General features: G+C 57.0%; 12 protein-coding genes and 4 pseudogenes. 2 read left to right on the top strand and 14 right to left on the bottom strand.

The annotated features are described in order from the left end of the window. The first annotated feature begins 267 nt into the window (after positions 1 to 267). Complete coding sequence (locus tag JI735_RS15765) at positions 268 to 1956, top strand: methyl-accepting chemotaxis protein (RefSeq protein WP_039838216.1); 1689 nt, start codon at positions 268 to 270, stop codon at positions 1954 to 1956. Between the two features lie 154 nt (positions 1957 to 2110). Here JI735_RS15765 and JI735_RS15760 read toward each other — a convergent pair. The 14 genes and pseudogenes from JI735_RS15760 to cobD form a co-directional block, all read right to left on the bottom strand. Beyond that, a pseudogene (locus tag JI735_RS15760) lies at positions 2111 to 2466 on the bottom strand (YnfA family protein). 2 nt (positions 2467 to 2468) lie between these two features. Next, entirely contained in the window at positions 2469 to 3221 is a 753-nt protein-coding gene (locus JI735_RS37850; RefSeq protein ID WP_411830123.1) for a hypothetical protein, read from the bottom strand. After that, the gene (locus tag JI735_RS37845; protein WP_411830108.1) at positions 3185 to 4081 is read right to left on the bottom strand and encodes a cobyric acid synthase; all 897 of its coding nucleotides are present in this window, start codon (positions 4079 to 4081) and stop codon (positions 3185 to 3187) included. Before JI735_RS37845 ends, JI735_RS37850 begins: the two co-directional genes overlap by 37 nt. A 103-nt stretch (positions 4082 to 4184) precedes the next feature. Then, positions 4185 to 4973 (bottom strand): annotated as a pseudogene (cobS, locus tag JI735_RS15750) (adenosylcobinamide-GDP ribazoletransferase); the annotation flags it as partial. 13 nt (positions 4974 to 4986) lie between these two features. Continuing rightward, the gene (gene cobU / locus JI735_RS15745) at positions 4987 to 5535 is read right to left on the bottom strand and encodes a bifunctional adenosylcobinamide kinase/adenosylcobinamide-phosphate guanylyltransferase (protein WP_202677549.1); all 549 of its coding nucleotides are present in this window, start codon (positions 5533 to 5535) and stop codon (positions 4987 to 4989) included. Continuing rightward, positions 5532 to 6593, bottom strand: coding sequence for a nicotinate-nucleotide--dimethylbenzimidazole phosphoribosyltransferase (gene cobT / locus JI735_RS15740; RefSeq protein WP_202677548.1), 1062 nt, complete (start codon positions 6591 to 6593; stop codon positions 5532 to 5534). Before cobT ends, cobU begins: the two co-directional genes overlap by 4 nt. A gap of 182 nt (positions 6594 to 6775) precedes the next feature. Further along, on the bottom strand, positions 6776 to 7972 hold the full coding sequence (locus JI735_RS15735; RefSeq protein ID WP_202677658.1) for an aminotransferase class I/II-fold pyridoxal phosphate-dependent enzyme: 1197 nt from the start codon (positions 7970 to 7972) through the stop codon (positions 6776 to 6778). Positions 7973 to 8150: 178 nt separating this feature from the next. Beyond that, a pseudogene (locus JI735_RS15730) lies at positions 8151 to 9056 on the bottom strand (D-alanine--D-alanine ligase); the annotation flags it as partial. A gap of 15 nt (positions 9057 to 9071) precedes the next feature. Next, positions 9072 to 10532 carry an aminotransferase-like domain-containing protein gene (locus tag JI735_RS15725; protein WP_202677547.1) on the bottom strand — a complete coding sequence of 487 codons (1461 nt, stop codon included), beginning with the start codon at positions 10530 to 10532 and terminating at the stop codon, positions 9072 to 9074. A 537-nt stretch (positions 10533 to 11069) separates the two neighbouring features. Next, positions 11070 to 11888: a histidine phosphatase family protein gene (locus tag JI735_RS15720; RefSeq protein ID WP_051052361.1), complete on the bottom strand. Its 819-nt coding sequence runs from the start codon at positions 11886 to 11888 to the stop codon at positions 11070 to 11072. Positions 11889 to 11893: 5 nt separating this feature from the next. Then, positions 11894 to 12859: an adenosylcobinamide-phosphate synthase CbiB gene (gene cbiB / locus JI735_RS15715; RefSeq protein WP_039839918.1), complete on the bottom strand. Its 966-nt coding sequence runs from the start codon at positions 12857 to 12859 to the stop codon at positions 11894 to 11896. A gap of 37 nt (positions 12860 to 12896) precedes the next feature. Next, entirely contained in the window at positions 12897 to 13820 is a 924-nt protein-coding gene (locus tag JI735_RS15710) for an adenosylcobinamide amidohydrolase (RefSeq protein WP_233476421.1), read from the bottom strand. 146 nt (positions 13821 to 13966) lie between these two features. Continuing rightward, a pseudogene (locus JI735_RS38135) lies at positions 13967 to 14146 on the bottom strand (IS256 family transposase); the annotation flags it as partial. Between the two features lie 639 nt (positions 14147 to 14785). After that, on the bottom strand, positions 14786 to 15880 hold the full coding sequence (cobD, locus tag JI735_RS15705) for a threonine-phosphate decarboxylase CobD (protein ID WP_202677546.1): 1095 nt from the start codon (positions 15878 to 15880) through the stop codon (positions 14786 to 14788). Between the two features lie 330 nt (positions 15881 to 16210). On the opposite strand from cobD, the gene JI735_RS15700 reads away from it, so the two are divergent. Beyond that, positions 16211 to 17212, top strand: coding sequence for a lipoate--protein ligase (locus JI735_RS15700; RefSeq protein WP_039839933.1), 1002 nt, complete (start codon positions 16211 to 16213; stop codon positions 17210 to 17212). Positions 17213 to 17296 lie beyond the last annotated feature (84 nt).

Here is a 17296-nt window from a genome sequence, read left to right as displayed (position 1 = left end):
TTCATGAAAAACCGTATGATTCATCTTTTTTCGCTAAATAATCAAAGGATTCGTCATTTATTCATATATTTTCTGAAAATTCTTCAGGATTAAGCAAATTTTCACTATTCAACCGGAGGTTAATTCTATAGAATAGTTATCAATCACATTCCCGGAAATGATAGCCTTATATATGACCAATACCTACGGAATATATCGCTGCTTACCGGCCCACAAAGCATTGACATGGGTTAGAAGGATGCAATTGAAGGATAAGGAGAGAATGAAATGTTTCAAGTCAAGAAATCAATCAGCCGTAAATTTACACGTTTGCTGTTCGTCGTTCTGCTGCTCTCGTCTGTTCTGCTAAGTACCAGCTTTTATTTCATATCCATCAATACCATCAACAACTATGTCATGCCGCAGATCAACAAGCTTCTGACATCCGCCGCCCAGGACATCTATAAAAATATGAATGCGGCACATGCCCAGCAGACTCTGAACAAAAACGAGCAATCGAGAACAACAATCGAATTTTATTTCCAGGATAAACGAAAACAGCATGATCTGGAAACCATCTTTCTCATCGATTTAAAGGAAGGCAAAGCCACCGTGCTGACCGCAGATCACGGAGCCGGGCTGAAGCCGGATGAGAGCATCGAGGTCCAGCCAGCCATGGAACAGGCCGCCAAAGGAAAGGCCGGACTCAGTGAAATCTATAGTGACAGTCATGGTATACATAAGACCGCGTATGTCGGTGTTCCCGGCACTACAATGGTCATCGGGGCAAGTTCGGATGTTGCTTTTGTCAAAGATAAAATGAGCAGTATCCTGTGGACCAGCGCCGGAATCACTTTGGCCGTACTGATCGTCGGTGTGGGTTCTGCGCTGCTTATGACCCGCAGAATTACCCGCCCGATCACACAGCTTGCGGCCTACAGCAACAAGCTGGCAGGCGGCGATTTCACCCAGCAGCTGGAGATTAAAGGCAGTGACGAGGTTGGCCAGCTCGCCGAGAGCTTCCGGACCATGAGCCAGCAGCTGAAGCAGATGATCGGACAGGTGCTGGATACCTCCAGCATCGTGGTCGCAGACTCCAATGATCTGAAGGGCCGCACCGACATTCTGAACGGAATGGCTGAACAATCCTCCCTGTCCGTTGCGGAGATCGGCAAAGGCAGTGCTGCCATTGCGGGCAGTGCGCAGGATAATTCCCGGGCCATGGATGAGATTAATACCGGCATCCAGCATATCGCTTCAGCAGCCGGTGAGGTTACCGAACAGATTATCGAGGCTTCTGAAGAGGCAACAGGCGGAAACGACATAGCCCAAAGCGCCGTCGAACAGATGCGCCAGGTGGCAGAGGCTTCCGTGAAATCACTGGAGCAGTTCCGCATCATGAACGAGCGTTCGCTGCAGATCGGTGAGGTTGTCCAAGGCATTACGGAAATCACCAAGCAAATTCAAATGCTCTCGCTGAATGCTTCGATAGAAGCCGCGCGGGCGGGCGAGCATGGCCGCGGCTTTGCGGTGGTTGCCGGGGAGGTCCGCAAACTGTCCGAACAATCCAAGGAATCCAATGAGCAAATCCGAGAGTTCCTGCTCAGCCTGCAGGAGGATATGAACCGGTCGGTGGAAGAAATGAATCACGTGAATGCCGAGGTGGCTTCCGGGGTGGGCAAAGTGGCCGAAGCCGGAAATGCTTTTAGCCATCTGCTGATTCTGATTCAGAGCATTAACCACAGCATTCAGTCCGTATCCGCCGCCACACAGCAGATTTCGGCAGGCACCGAGGAGGTCAGCGCCTCTGTAGAGGAAACGGCCCAGATCACTTCCAAATCCCGGCAAAATGCCGATACCCTTGCGGCCAACTCCGAACGCCAGCGCCAGGAGCTGGAGGTTCATGCGCAAACCGTAGAGCATTTGTACCAACAGGCCGTGAAGCTTCAGCAAGCCGTACAGCAGTTCAAAATATAGTCCGGCGTACCCGCGAGTCCGCCGCAACAGCAAGTATAAAACGGGTGCCGCTCCATGCAGGAAGCGGCACCCGTTTCTATTGCAGTCTCAGTAATTGGACTTAGTAGATTATTGCAGCCTTTAGTATGTGGACCAGCGTCCCCGCTTCGCGGCTTCACCAAAATGATGCACTCTCAGGGTGTAGACTACACAAAGCCAATCTATAGCATGGGAGCGGCGAACGAAGAAAAGCGCCGGCACCCAGCCAGTCATAGAGATCGGGTGTTTTTTATCGACCAGCCAGCCCCACAGCACGGCCAGCACGATGAACACCCCGCCATAGGCGGCATAGACCCTGCCGAAGAAAGGAAACTTCTGCAGGGTGGGAATGATGCCGTACGCCACGAGGATCAGCGCTCCAACCAGTCCATACCAGAGCGGCCGTGCTTCCCGCAGCCACAGCCAGACCAGGTAGCCGCCGCCATTTTCGGCCAGGCCGGCAACAATAAAGAGCAGAATCGCAATGATCATGGTTACCTCCCTTGCTGAGATACACCCATGATCTCATAGATGGCAGCCATGTCAAGGCTCGCGCGCACGGTATCCGCCAGCCGGTCGAACTCCTGCTCGCGCAGCGCCGCTGCCGAGAAAGTCTGCCCCAGCGGCGCAAGTCCTTTAGATTGCCTCAGGCCGTCAAGCCAGGCTCTGCGCAAGGCATCGTTATGAAACAATCCATGCAGATAGGTTCCCCAGACCCGCCCTTCCGGCGTTCCCCAGCCTTCTTGCTGCATACTCCCATCCGGTCCTTTCAGCTGGAAGAGGCTTCTGACCGAAGCAGGGTCATGGTTTGTGGTTGTGCCCATATGGATTTCGTATCCTTCCACGGGCAGCTCTGCTGCCGTAGCGGAAGCCGCTTCCCCGCCGTAGAGTAGCAGCGGATGATCCTGAGCCAGCAGGCCGCTGGCACGGACGGTAGTCTTCTGCCGCAGAAAAGAGGTCGACAGCGGCAAAAGCCCAAGACCCTCCCTTTCGCCGGGTTCTGCACTTTCTACAGCATGCGGATCAAGAAGCTTCAAGCCCAGCATCTGGTATCCTCCGCAAATTCCCGCAAGCTGCCGGGTTCCCCGGTTCAGCGCGGCTGCGATAGCTTCCGGGAAGCCCTGCTCCCGCAGATAATCCAGATCGGCGGCTGTGTTCTTCGTGCCCGGCAGGATGATGACATCCGGTGTCCCCAGCTCTACAGCGGTGCTTACATAACGCACAGCCGTATCCGGTTCATCCTCCAGCGGATCAAAATCGGTGAAGTTGGAGATTCTCGGGTAGCGGATAACGGCGATATCCAGCTCTTTCCCCGTTCCGCATGCAGACGGCCCGAGGTTCCTTCCAGAACCACGGAATCTTCGGCTTCAATCCGCAGGCGCGGAAGAAAAGGCAGCACCCCGAGCACCGGGATGCCTGTCCGCTGCTCCAGCCAATCGAGTCCGGGCTGCAGCAGCGACAGGTCGCCGCGGAACTTATTGATGATGAAGCCTTTGACACGGGCCCGTTCATGCGGCTCCAACAGCTCCAGCGTGCCGACCAGAAAGGCAAACACACCCCCTCTATCGATGTCGGCAACCAGCAGTACCGGAGCACCCGCCCAGCCTGCGAGGTTCATATTGACAATGTCCCTGGCCTTCAGATTGATCTCCGCCGGACTGCCTGCGCCTTCCATCAGCACGATATCATAGGCCGCCCGCAGCCGCCCAAGCGCATCCATCACCGTGTTTTTAGCTTCGGGCAGAAACTTCTCCCGGTATTCGCGCGCACTCAGCGCTGTATGCGGCACGCCGTGCACCACAATCTGGGCACTCATCTCGCCTGAGGGCTTCAGCAGAATCGGATTCATGTCCGTGGTGGCGGTAATGCCGAACGCTTCGGCCTGCATGCCCTGGGCACGGCCAATTTCCCTGCCGTCCTCAGTGACATAGGAATTCAGCGCCATGTTCTGCGACTTAAACGGTGCCGTGCGGTATCCGTCCCGGGTCATAATCCGCCCGATGGCCGCGGTCACCAGACTCTTCCCGACATCCGAGGCCGTGCCCTGGATCATCAGCACGGCCGCAGGCTGCGGCTTCCTTTGTGTTGCTGCTGCTTGATCTTCCATGCCAAGCCTCCTTGTTATATTCCTGCTGCCGGCGTACAGGCGAAGCAGTTGTATATGTGGATAAGCGGTCACCGGTATAGCTTATCCCGTGGTTTGGCGCGCGCTACAGGTTATGCTGCAGCAGCACCAGCAGGAGCAGCAGCAGCGCCTCCAGCAGCTCGTTCAGCGCGCCGTACACGTCGCCGGTGAGCCCGCCGAGCCGGCTGCGGACCCGCCGCGCAGCGAGCGTGCCGCAGGCCAGCGCCAGCGCCGGGGCCAGGATGGCCGCTGCCAGCAGCTGCGGCCAGACATCGCCCGCGCCCAGCGCCAGCGGCGCGGCGGCTGCGGCCAGCGAGAGCAGCGCCGCCAGCAGCAGCGTGCGCCGCTCCTGCCGGGCAGGCACGCCCTTGAAGCTGGCGGCCAGGCCGTCATCGCCGCGGGCAAGCGGGTAGCGGACCATGACCCGCACCATGTACCAGCGGCTCCAGACCGGCGGCAGCAGAAGCAGCGGCAGCTCCCTCCAGGAGCCGCCTTCGAGGAATGCCGCCAGCAGCGAGGCCTTCAGCAGCAGGAGCAGCATGCAGGCCAGCACCCCCATGGCCCCAACGCGGCTGTCCTTCATAATCTCCAGCATCCGCTCCCGCGTGCGGTAGCTGAGCAGCCCATCCGCACAGTCCATCCAGCCGTCCAGATGCAAGCCGCCCGTCAGCCACACCCACAGGATCAGGGTGATGACGGCGGCAGGCCAGGCAGGCAGCAGCCAGGCCGCAACGCCTGCGCCTAATGCCGCACTTAACCCGATGGCTGCACCAACCGCAGGGTAATACACCACGCTGCGCTGCAGCAGCTCGCGGGAGAAATCCCCGCCCCCCTTAACCGGGAAGCGTGAAAGAAACTGAAAAGCAGCCGCAGCATCCCCCGCGCGCTCATAACCGGTACTCCCGGCTCTTCAGCTCAACCGGAATCCCGGCAGTAACCAGAAAAACCTGCCCGCACTGCCGGGCCAGCAGCGCATTCATCCGCCCGGCCAAATCCCGGTACAGCCGGCCAAGCGCGTATTCCGGCACAATGCCGTCACCCACCTCGTTCGTCACCAGCACCAGCGTACCGCGAAAGGAAGCTACACTCCGCTCCAGCCGGGAAAGTTCCCGCTCCACCCGTTCCTGTCTGTCTTCCTGATCCTCCACGGCCAGCAGGACATTAGAGAGCCACAGCGTCAGGCAATCCACAAGCACCGCCTTGCCGCCGGAGAGGCGGTCGAGGAGTGCAGGCAGCTCAAGCGGCTCCTCCAGCATCTCCCATGCGCCGCCGCTCTCTTCACGATGCTTGCGGTGCAGGGCAATCCGGGCCTTCATTTCTTCATCGAAGGCTTGTCCGGTAGCCACATATACGGCCTGATCCGCCAGGGAGAGCACCAGCCGCTCGGCAAAACCGCTTTTCCCGCTGCGCGCCCCGCCGGTTACAAGAATGCTCATTTCCCCTCAGCCCCCGAAACTCCGGCGCTTTCGAAGGTAGCCATCTCAGTCATGATGCGGCTGACCGCTTCAATCAGGTGAAGAGAGAGCACGCCTCCCGTCCCCTCACCCAGCCGCAGCCCCAGATCAAGCAGCGCTTCCAGTCCCAGGCACTCCAGCATCAGCTTGTGGCCCTGCTCATTCGATACATGGGAAGCGATCATATACGCTGTGGACTCGGGGGCAATGGCTTTGGCGACCAATGCGGCTGCGCCGGAGATGAACCCGTCAAGAATGACGGGAACGCGGGCGGCAGCGGCCCCAAGAATAAGCCCGGCCAACCCGGCAATCTCAAGTCCGCCTACTTTGGAGAGCACATCGACCGGGTCTGCCGGATTCGGGGCGTTCACCCGCAGCGCGCGCTCCACAACTTCAATTTTGTGCAGCAGCCGTTCATCGTTGATCCCTGTTCCGCGTCCAACCGCCGCCTCCGGCGGGAGGCCTCCCAGAGCGCACAGAATGGCAGCGCTGGCTGTGGTGTTGCCGATGCCCATTTCACCAGTGATCAAAATCTCCGTTCCGCTTTTTATCGCTTCCTGGGCAATTCTTACACCCACAAGTACTGCCTCAAGAGCCTCTTCCCGGCTCATGGCCGGTCCTGCGGCCATGTTGTCCGTTCCCGGCCGTACTTTACGGTTGATCAGCTCCGGGTGTTCAAGCTCTGCATGGATACCGATATCGACGAACTTCACGCTTGCCCCGGCCTGGCGGGCCAGCACATTCACCGCCGCCCCTCCGCTGAGGAAATTATAGGCCATCTGCACCGTAACCTCCTGCGGAAAAGCGCTGACCCCCTCACAGCACACCCCATGGTCGGCAGCCATTACAACAACAGTGCGTGTCCCATAGCTGGGCTGCTCCGTCTTCGAAATGCCCGCCAGGCGGACGGCCAGCGCTTCCAGCTGCCCGAGGCTTCCCGGGGGCTTGGTCAGACTGTTCAGACGTAGCACCGCCCGCAGTGCCGCTTGTTCATCCGGCGGAGCAATCGGCCCCGTTACTTCTTCAATTGCTGAGATCATCATATAGCCTCCTGAGTATTTTTTGCATTGAAAATGGGGTTCCAACCCATACATACAACTAACGTAGCAGAGTGCCCTCTTCCCTGAAGAAGAGGGCACTCTGCTGCGGCTGCGCCAGCTATTCCGTCACAACTCCCTATTTCTTCCTTAAGGATTATAGGGGATAGAGATTGATCTTACAATTACATTTTTACCTTCATGAAACCTTCCAGCCGCTCCAGCGCTTCGGTCAGCTTTGCGGGGGAAGCCGCATAGGAGCAGCGGAGATGGCCTTCGCCGCCCGTTCCGAACACATGGCCCGGCACAACTGCAACTCCTGCTTCCCGCAGCAGCCGCAGCGCACAATCCTCCGACTTCATTCCGGTATGCCTGATGGAAGGAAAGGCATAAAATGCCCCCTGCGGCTCATGGCAATGCAGCCCGATGGATCTGAGCCCTTCAACGAACAGCGAACGGCGCTGCCGGAAGCATTCCTTCATATAATCTTTGTCGGGCAATCCATGACGCAGCGATTCCACCGCGGCAATCTGGCCCAGGACCGGTGCGCACATTGCGGTATATTGATGGATTTTGAGCATCGCGGCCAGCAGCTCGCGGTTCCCGCAGGCATAGCCGACCCGCCAGCCGGTCATGGCGAAGGCTTTGGAGAAGCCGCTGATCACAATCGTCCGTTCCTTCATGCCGGGAAGCGAGGCGATGCTGACATGTCTGCTGTCATAGGTCAGCTCGGCATAAATTTCATCCGACAGGACGATCAGATTATGGGCCTTTACAATTTCCGCAATGGGCATCCAGTCCTCATAAGACATGACCGCTCCCGTCGGATTATTCGGAAAGTTCACCATCAGCAGCTTGGAACGCGGGGTTATGGCTTTTTGCAATGCCTCGGCAGTAAGCTTGAAGCCCTGCTCCGCAGCAGCCTCGACCTCCACCAGCGTTCCTCCGTTCAAATAGGCGATGGGCGAATAAGCAATATAGCTCGGAGAAGGAATGATAACCTCATCCCCCGGAGCGGTAAAGGCACGCAGCGCCAGATCCAGGGCTTCACTGCTGCCTACCGTTACCATCACCTCGTCCTGCGAATGATACGCCAGTCCAAAGCTCTCCTGCTGATAGCGGGCAATCTCCTCCCGCAGCTCCGGCAGGCCCGCATTCGGGGTATACATTGTCTCTCCCCGTTCCAGGGCTCGGATGCAGGCGGCACGGATATGCTCAGGCGTGGTGAAATCGGGCTCACCCACCCCAAGTGATATAATATCGTTGTTACCCGCACTCAGGTCAAAAAAAGCCCGGATGCCCGAAGGCGCAATCTCCCGCACACGCGGAGCAATCCGCTCACTCAGCAGGGCGCTGTTATCCTGTGGCAGGAACGGCTTCATTTTATACATAGTTGATCACTCCCTGCCTCGTTGTCAGCTCTTCCTGCATGGTTTCTTGCATGGCTTCCTGAATGGTTTCCCGCAAACCCTGATTGCTCTGCACTTCCAGGTTTCGGTCTTCTCCCTGTATGCCTCGGGTTCCTAATAGGCCTTGTTTGTCTACCGCAGCCTCCATCCCCCGCCGCTCTGCAAGCGAACCGGAGATGATCTCATCCAGCAGCCCGCTGAAGGTATATCCGGCAGCAAGCGCACTTCTTGGCAGCAGACTGGTTTCGGTCATGCCCGGCAGTGTATTTACCTCAAGCACATATGGAATGCCGTCCTTCACCAGCATATCCACCCGGGCGTATACCGTACATTTCAGCGCCTGATAGCAGGCCAAGGCCGCCGCATGCACCCGTTCCTCAAGCTCTGCAGGCAGCTGAATCACCCGCTCTTCTGCACCGCCCAGCTCATATTTGGCGCTGTAATCGAACCAATCCGCTCCAAGCGAACGGATGCCGATGACCGGCAGCAGCGTTCCTCCGAGAATGGGGCAGGTAATTTCCCGGCCCTCGGTATATTCCTCAATCAGCACCGAACAATCCGCGGCAAAAGCCTTCTCCACCGCGCTTCGCAGCTCCGCACTGCTGTTCACCTTTGTCATGCCGATGCTGGAGCCGCCTGAGTTCGGCTTAACCATTACCGGGTAACCAAGAGCCTCCACCGCTTCAGGCGATAAATCCTCCATCCGGTCGAGGCAGAGCCAGGCAGGGGTGTGCACACCTTTGCTGCGGATAATGGTCTTGGACAGATGCTTATCCATGCACAGGCTGCTTGCGAGCACGCCGCTTCCGGAATAGGGAATACCCAGCGTCTCCAGTGTTCCCTGCACCGTTCCGTCCTCGCCGTAGGCTCCGTGGAGGGCGAGCAGCGCGAAATCCAGGCCTTTTACCGCATCAACCAGCTCTTCCCGCGAATGAATGACAATCGGAACGCCCTCATATTTGCTGCGGTCCAGATGCTTCAGCATTTCCCTGCCCGTATTCAGCGACACCTCATATTCCGAGGATACCCCGCCCATAATCACGCCTACTTTTTTCATTCTCCTAACCCCTCTTCATCCCAGTAGTTGCCGTGCGGTCCTGCCAATAATCTCAATGCCCTTGAGGATATCCCCATCAGCCACCCTGGAAAAGCCCAGCCGCAGCGTGTTTTGCCCTTGCCCATTCGTATAAAACATATCCCCCGCCGTAAAAATAACTCCCTGCTCCCGGCATGCGCCCAGCAGCTCTCTTGTGCTGAAACCGTCAGCAAATGTCACAAAAAGATGCAGGCCCCCATCCCCGGTGAGTGACGCATACGGAATATGCTCCTGGCAGCAGGCCAGAGTCAGCTCGTATTTGCGCTTATATTCCGCTCTGGCCCGCTTCAGGTATTTCTCCAGATTGCCGCCGAGCAGATATTGGTACAGAATCGATTGATCCAGCGTCGAGGTATGGATGCTGCGTGCTCTTTTGACACTTTCCAGGTAGTAAATCAGCTCCTGATCCGCAAGCACCCAGCCGACCCGCAATCCGGGAAACAGCACCTTGGAGAAGCTGCCCAGATAGATCACACCGTTCCCGCCGCCCGCCGCGGCAATCAGAGGAGCCACGTGGGAACCCGAATACCGCAGCTCCTCGTTGAAGCCGTCCTCGATTACCGGCACCTTGTATTCGGCCATCAGTTTCATGAGCCGCTGCCTTTTTTCGGGAGACATGACGATGCCCGTTGGATTGTGATAAGAGGGAACAAAATACGCGCAATCATATTCCCGCGCCTCCAGCGCCCGCTTCAGCTCTCCCAGATGGATGCCGTCACGCTCCATGGACACGCCCGCAATCTCAAAGCCGTGCAGCTTCATATTCTTAATCGCCGTATGATGTGTAGGATTCTCACACACCACTGCCCCGGCTTTACGGCCGAGCGCCGACAACACCACATCAAACCCTTCCGTAAACCCGTTCGTAATCAACAGGTCCTTGCCCCGCATATCCACGCCTTTGTGCTCCATATATTGCTTCAAATAGTCTATTAAAGGCTTATACCCCTTGGCATAGCCATAGTTCAGCAGCACATTGCCTTCCACCGCCATGCGTTCCAGAAACGCCCGTTTCACATTATCCAGATCGAACAGGCTTTCATCAGGCGCGATGCTGGTAAAAGAAATCGTCCCCTTCGCCGCACGTATCCCGCGCTTCATGATATCCAGCTCTTCGGCAAGCTTGGCCTGGCTGCTTAACCGTACTGTCCAGTCGAGAGTCCACGCGGCTTCCCCCGTGTTCCCGGCCTGGGCCGCTGCACCTTGTGCCACATAGCTTCCCTGGCCCTGCACCGCATACGTGAAGCCGTCGTCCGCAAGTGCCTCGTAGGCGGAAATAACCGAATTGCGGCTGACGCCCAGCAAAGTGCTGAGTTCGCGGGTCGACGGAAGCTTTCGGCCCCCCTGAAGGGCGCCCTTGATCATAAGATGCTTCATGTAATCCTTAACTTGTATATATACCGGCCGGCCGGCAATGAGCCTGAAATCCTTGAACATGCTTCAATCGCCCCCATAGCTATCATGGCACAGTCTTCTTCGTAAAAAAAGAACCACAGCCCCGGGATTTTTTTCCCGCTGTGGTTCTATGGAGGGACAAGCGGCCGTGACCCGGGGTTACCGGGCTTGACCGGGACTGCCCAACGTAATCAGGGCTTATCGAACGTGATCGGGACTACCCAACGTAATCAGGGCTACCCTGGATGATCTGTTGTATTTTGTACAGTTGAATTAGGGTGAAATTATCCTTTTTCGTGTTCTGTTGCACTACGTACAATAGACATTCATGCCGCCCATTGGCGGCACTTCAGACGATGCAATCTCGGAGAAGGCCCTCAATTTGGCTTCCATAACCATGTCGTATGAATCGGACATCGTTATTTCAGGATAGAATTTTGGAATTCCACCTTAATAGGGCCAATTTCCGAAAATCTGTTGCAGGAAATACAGCAGAATGCGTTTTGGAGTCCATTTTCCCTGATTCTGCTGTACATAATACAATCAGCTGACAATTGTCTGCCAGACCCTTCAAGATGCTCACTGGACTTCGCGTGCTATCCTGCTCCAAGTTCCCTCATGCCTCCGAAGGTTCATTACAGTAACCTCACCTGGAGCCGGGGCCGCTGCGGTATAGAACGTCATTCCTTCGACGATCCGCGCCAACAGCTGCCGGATGACGCCGCCATGCGTTACCAAGAGTACACGAAGAATCGCGGAACCTTGGGCTGACTCTGGCTCCGATGCGTCAGTCTTTGCATTACACCCTCCCGGACCCATAGAATCCGCATCAATCAGGGGTGTTACTGATCCTACTCCTGCTACTCCTGCTACTTCTGCTACTCCTGCTGCTGCTTCCGCTTCCCGCTGGAGCTGAGTCCAGAAATTATCTATCCGGCCCGCAAATTCCTCCCACGCCTCACCTCCCGGCGGTGTTACCGACTCGGGGTCGTCGATCCAGCTGCGGTAATGCTTGTTATCCTTCAGTTGCTCATACGTGCAGCCTTCCCAGGCCCCGAAATTCATCTCCCGCAGCCGGGAATCATAGATTGCCTGGGGCTCCAGGGCTGGGGCCGCCGCTGCCAGAGTCTCCCGGCATCGGCGCAGGTCACTGCAGCAGACGCGCCAGAACTCCCCGCTGAGTGCAGAGTGGTCCCTTATTGCAGACAGCTGCTGCAGCGCCGCCGGGAGCAGCGGCAGATCCGTGTAGCCCAAATAACGGCGCTCCTTGTTCCACTGCGTAGACCCATGGCGGATAAGCACCAGCTCCAGCTCTATGGGGTCGTGTACCAGCTTACTCTTTATCCGGTGATCTTCCAGAGAAGTATCATTCACGTGATCGGAATTGTCAGTCTCCATTCCGCTCAGCCCCCGATCCCGTGCCACAGCATGGCAGCGGCTGCACACAAGCAGACAAATATGGCGGAAGACAGCATCATTATCCGTGAAGTCACAATAATATCCTCCGGCTCCATCGTCCGCAGGGGATCGCCCATGTAGGCGCGGAACGAGACCACGCCGTGGTATACATTCTCGCCGCCCAAGCGGATGCCGATTGCTCCGGCTACAGCCGATTCGGGAAACCCGCTGTTGGGACTGGGGTGGAGGCGGGCATCGCGCCGCACAATGCGCCAGCTGCTGCGCCAGTCCAGACGCAGCAGCCAGGCGCATAGGACTAACAGCGGCGCCGTCATCCGGGCCGGTATGTAATTGGCGGCATCATCGAGCCGGGCGGAGGCCCAGCCGAGATTGCGGTATTTATCATTTTTGTAGCCGACCATGGAATCCAGCGTATTCACCGCACGGTAAGCCATGGCCAGCGGCGCTCCGCCCAGCAGCGCGAAAAAAAGCGGCGATATAATCGCGTCCACGATATTCTCCGCCACTGTCTCTACCGTGCCCCGGACAATATCCGGGCTCTCCAGCTTGGTGGTGTCACGGCCGACGATCATGCCGAGCGCTGTGCGGGCTGCCGGGATATCCCCCTTGCGCAGCTCGGCATATACAGCCATCCCGGCATCCTTAAGCCCCTTGGAGGCAATCGTTGTAGAGATCAGCCAGACCTCTGCCGCCCAGGCCAGCCAAGGCGCGATGCGGGACAGCAGCAAGAGGATCACTGCGGTCACCCCCCAGGCTCCGCCTGCTACCAGCAGCGGGAGCAGCACTCCCGCAAGTTTCAGCGCGTGCGGCTGCGAGCAAAAGCGGCGGATCAGCCGCTCAATGGCGGTAACCGCTTTTCCCATGAGCACCACCGGATGGGGAATACTGCGCGGATCGCCTATTATCCGGTCCAGCACATAGGCTGCAAGTAATATAACAGCAAGCTTCACCGGCCTTCACCGGGCAGCGGCTTACGATTCAAACCGCTCATTGGCTGCCCTTCCTTGCCGGCTCCGCTGCGGGGGAACAGCCAGCGCCGGGACCTGGCTGTGAATCCACCGGCTCCGGCGCAGAGCTCCAAACGCTAACCTTTCCGCTTAGCTTCTCACTTGGCTTCTCGCTTGTCTTCCCGCTTACCTTCCCGCTTACCACCCCGCTGGGCCTCTCGCTTACCTTCTCCGTTTGGGCTGCCGCTACTGAACCGAGGCTCGCCGTTACAGCGGCGTACACCAGCCGGCCGATGGCTCCGCCCAGGTCGGTGGCCGTTCCGGCGTAGACATGCTCCGCGCCGTAGCGCCCGCTCCCGCTCACTGCGAGTACAACTGCATCCGTAGTGGTGCCGGTTGCAATCAGGCCATTCTCGGGGTCTGTGACCCCGAGATCGGCCAGCGCGGCAGCCTTCGCTTCGGCTGCCGTCATGACGGCATTGACCATCGCGGACGGAGTCAGGCGGCCGTCAATGCCCAGCATGATGTTGATCGTGCCGGGGCGGTATGCCGCCAGCACGTTGCGCGCCACTCCGGCGCGCGCGGCATTGCCGGAGGCTGCGGTCACGCAGCAGAAAATCCCCGCCGAGCCGGTATCCTCCTCCGCAACAGCAGCATGCTCCAGCGGCACCGCCGTCATCAGTCCGGCGCAGCCTTCCAGCGGGTACCCCCATTCGCGCAATTTGTTCTCCATATCGCGCACCGGATTGCTGCACTCATAATCGCGGCTGACGAACTGGTTGACGGCCCGTTTCAGGCGGACCATGCCTCCGCCGTACACCGCGCTCGAAAGCCCCTCTGCTTCAGCCGGAAATTCCAGCAGCAGATGCCCCGGCTTCCACTCCAGCATCAGCCCAGGCCAGACAGCAGAAGCATACATTGTCTCCCCATCCTTGAGATTAAAAGGATTTCGCGCATCGGTCATTGTATTTCCTCTCCCTTCACTCATAATCAACAGCTATCCATGACCTCGCAGCTGTCCTAAGTGGAATTTCTCCACCTAATCGGGGCCAAATGCTGTTCCTGCAAATGTTAGTTGGAAAAAGTACACTTAATTAGGCTACATCCGCAGTATTTCGTGTGCAGATTGCGCGGGTAATATCCATTGCGACTGTTGCTTGGACCGGACTCTTCCGTAGCCATGAATTCTTGGATTTCTGCTCGCATGATGGACTCTAAGTTCTCTTTCACAAATTGAGTAACAAGATTTTCAAATAGATTATTCAGCATATTTTCGGGTACAATAGTCATTGAGTAGGGTTCCTTTCTTGGTGGTGTCGTAATCCCGAGAATACCCTACTTTTTTGTTGCCTACTAGGCCCCAAATCTTGGTACACAACTTATTTTACGCCATCCATATTTGGGAATTCACCTCAAATTAAGTGTACAAAATCCCACTAATCCCCATTCTGAGCTGTAATTCAAAAAAATAAGTTTACTAATTCCACTTAAATTTTTCACAAGGGCAGATTAGTCAAAAATATTGAAGAACCTCAACTTGTGCAACAGCATTTGGAACGCTGATGCTGCCAGAGTATTGGTGCAACTGTTTTATTTAACACATCTACTCCGCACGACACCCTCTACTTACTACTGCTGCTTCTACTCCACACGACAACCTCTAGTTACTACTGTTGCTTCTACTCCGCACGACATCCTCTACTGACTACTACCGCTTCTACTCCGCACGACATCCTCTACTTACTACTGTTGGTCTACTCCGCACGACATCCTCTACTTACTACTGTTGGTCTACTCCGCACGCCATCCTCTAGTTACTACCACCGCTTCCACTGCGTGCTCCCAGCTACTCAGCACACCCGCCTCCACGTCTTGCGTTTTGCTGCGGCTTTTGCCATCACGGCTGCACGCTTTGGCTTTATTTCAGCGTCAGACCCCCGCCGCGATAATCTCCTCCAGCTGCCGCAGCAGGCGGGCATTGTCTTCGCGGCCTTTGACCGCGACGCGGATATGTCCCGGCGCAAGGCCCGGGTACATCGCGCAGCTGCGCACGAGAATGCCGCGGCGGCCCAGCCTCTCCTGCAGGACCGCCGCGCTCCAGGGCGCGGGCAGGCCCAGCAGCAGGAAGTTCGCTTCGCCCGGCGGCACCTCGCAGCCGAGCCGCAGCAGGCCCTCCCGCAGCGCTTCGCGCTCTGCGGCAATCAGCCCGCGCGTGCGCTCTTCGTAACCGCGCCCGCTGCGCAGGCAGGCTTCCCCGGCCAGCAGGGCCAGGCCGTTCACGCTCCAGGTCACCTGCTTGCCGCTCATGGCTGCAGCAAGCTCCGGGGCGGCGAGGGTGAAGCCGAGCCGCAGCCCCGGAATGGCGTAGAACTTCGTCATCGAGCGGATCAGCACCGTATGACGGTAACTCTTAAGCTCCGGCAGCAGTGATTGCCGCCGCTCTTCCGGGATGAAGTCGATGAACGCTTCATCTACCGCCAGCACCGTCCCGCAGCGCTCCGCCTGCTGCGCCAGCAGCCGGAGGTCGTCCAGCGCATACTGGACGCCATTCGGGTTGTTCGGCTGTCCGAGGAACAGCAGGTCCACCTGTTCCAGCAGGCCGGCAATGCTCTGCACACGGGCCCGGTAGCCCTGCTCCTTCGTCCCCCGGACCGGGAGGACTTCCGCACCGAACTGCCCGGCGAGCTGGCGGTACTCGGAGAAGCAGGGCTCGACGATCCCTACCCTGCGCGGAGCCGCAGCCAGCAGCAGCAGGGCCATCGATTCCGCTGCTCCGTTGCCGACCGTAATCCATTCGCGGTCTACGCCCAGACTCTCCGCCAGCAGGGATTTCAGCCTGCGGTGACCGGGATCAGGATAAGCCGTCACGGCTGAGACTGCCTCCCGCAGCAGATCCAGCACGCCGGGTGGCGGACCGAGAGGATTGATATTCGCGCTGAAATCCACAAAAGCGCCGCCGCTTCCGTTCCCATACAATTCCGCCGCTGTCAGCAGGTCGCCGCCGTGGCCGTATTTTTCAAGCATGCCTACACTCCTCTTAACCTGTCGATTATAACTCTGTGTGACTCATTGACCCCATTATTGCCCCATTGCAGGAGGTACGTCAATGATTTCACTCCCCGAGCGAAACAGGATATTGCCGTTTGGCGGGAGGCGGAATTCTGCCCGGGCGCTGCTTGTTCTTTTTGTGCAAACTTTACTTTTGGTTTAAAATAACTATATAGCTTGAACTAGTGATCTACGATTGGGGATTTGGCCGTGACTGCATGGAATGGTTGGGGCTTTCCCTTTTGTTCATTTTTCAAGTTCAATCTATATAGAGCAGTAAATCATGCACAAGCGGAGGAATTCACCATGCTTTTTATCGATAACACCGGAATTACAGACGCTTCGATCAATCTTGCGATTGAGGAATTTGCCCTGAAAAATCTGCCGATGGACGACAGTTATCTGCTTTTTTATATCAACAGCCCGTCCATTATCATAGGCAAACATCAGAATACCATTGAAGAGATTAACCAGGAATATGTGAAGGACCATAATATCCAGGTCGTACGGCGGTTATCCGGCGGCGGGGCAGTCTATCACGATCTGGGCAACCTTAACTTCAGCTTTATTACCAAGGACGACGGGCAGTCTTTTCATAATTTTCTGAAATTCACCCAGCCGGTCATCGACTACCTGCAATCCATGGGGGTGAACGCCGAACTCAGCGGACGCAATGATCTTCAGGTCGGTGAGCAAAAAATTTCCGGCAACGCCCAATTCTCCACGCGCGGACGCATGTTCAGCCACGGCACCCTGATGTTTGACCTCAATCTGGACGATGTGCAGGCATCGCTGAATGTGAACCCGGAGAAATTCAAATCCAAGAGCACCAAATCCGTGCGCAGCCGTGTCGCCAATATCAAAGACCTGCTCGGAAAAGAGATGACGATTGAGGAATTCCGTGCGGGCCTGCTGCGTTCCATCTTCGGCATGGAGCCTTCCGAGGTTCCGCAGTATAAGCTGACTATGGACGATTGGGTGCGGATCAATGAAATTTCCAAAGAGCACTACCAGAACTGGGACTGGAACTACGGCCTGTCGCCAAAAAGCAATGTAAAGCACACCCGCAAATTCCCGGCAGGACTCGTCGACATCCGCATGGATATTGAAGATTCCTACATCAGGGATATCAAAATCTACGGCGATTTCTTCGGTGTAGGCGATGTGGCGGATGTGGAGAATGCGCTGCGCGGCAAACGCTACGAAAACGCTGAGGTCAGAGAAGCCCTGGCCGGACTGGACCTGAAGCATTATTTCGGCCGCATTGAGCCGGAGGACTTCATCGGGCTGATTTTTCTGGAGGAATAGCTCTCTTGTTATAAAATGTACACAAAAACCAGCCAATCTCCCTGGACCCGGGAACTGGCTGGTTTTTTGCAGCAAGGGGCGTCA

This window comes from Paenibacillus sonchi, from assembly GCF_016772475.1.
In the GTDB taxonomy this organism is placed as follows: Bacteria; Bacillota; Bacilli; order Paenibacillales; family Paenibacillaceae; genus Paenibacillus_AQ; species Paenibacillus_AQ sonchi.
The sequence above is the reverse complement of the archived record's forward strand: the minus strand, read 5'-3'. Positions and strand labels throughout refer to the sequence as shown.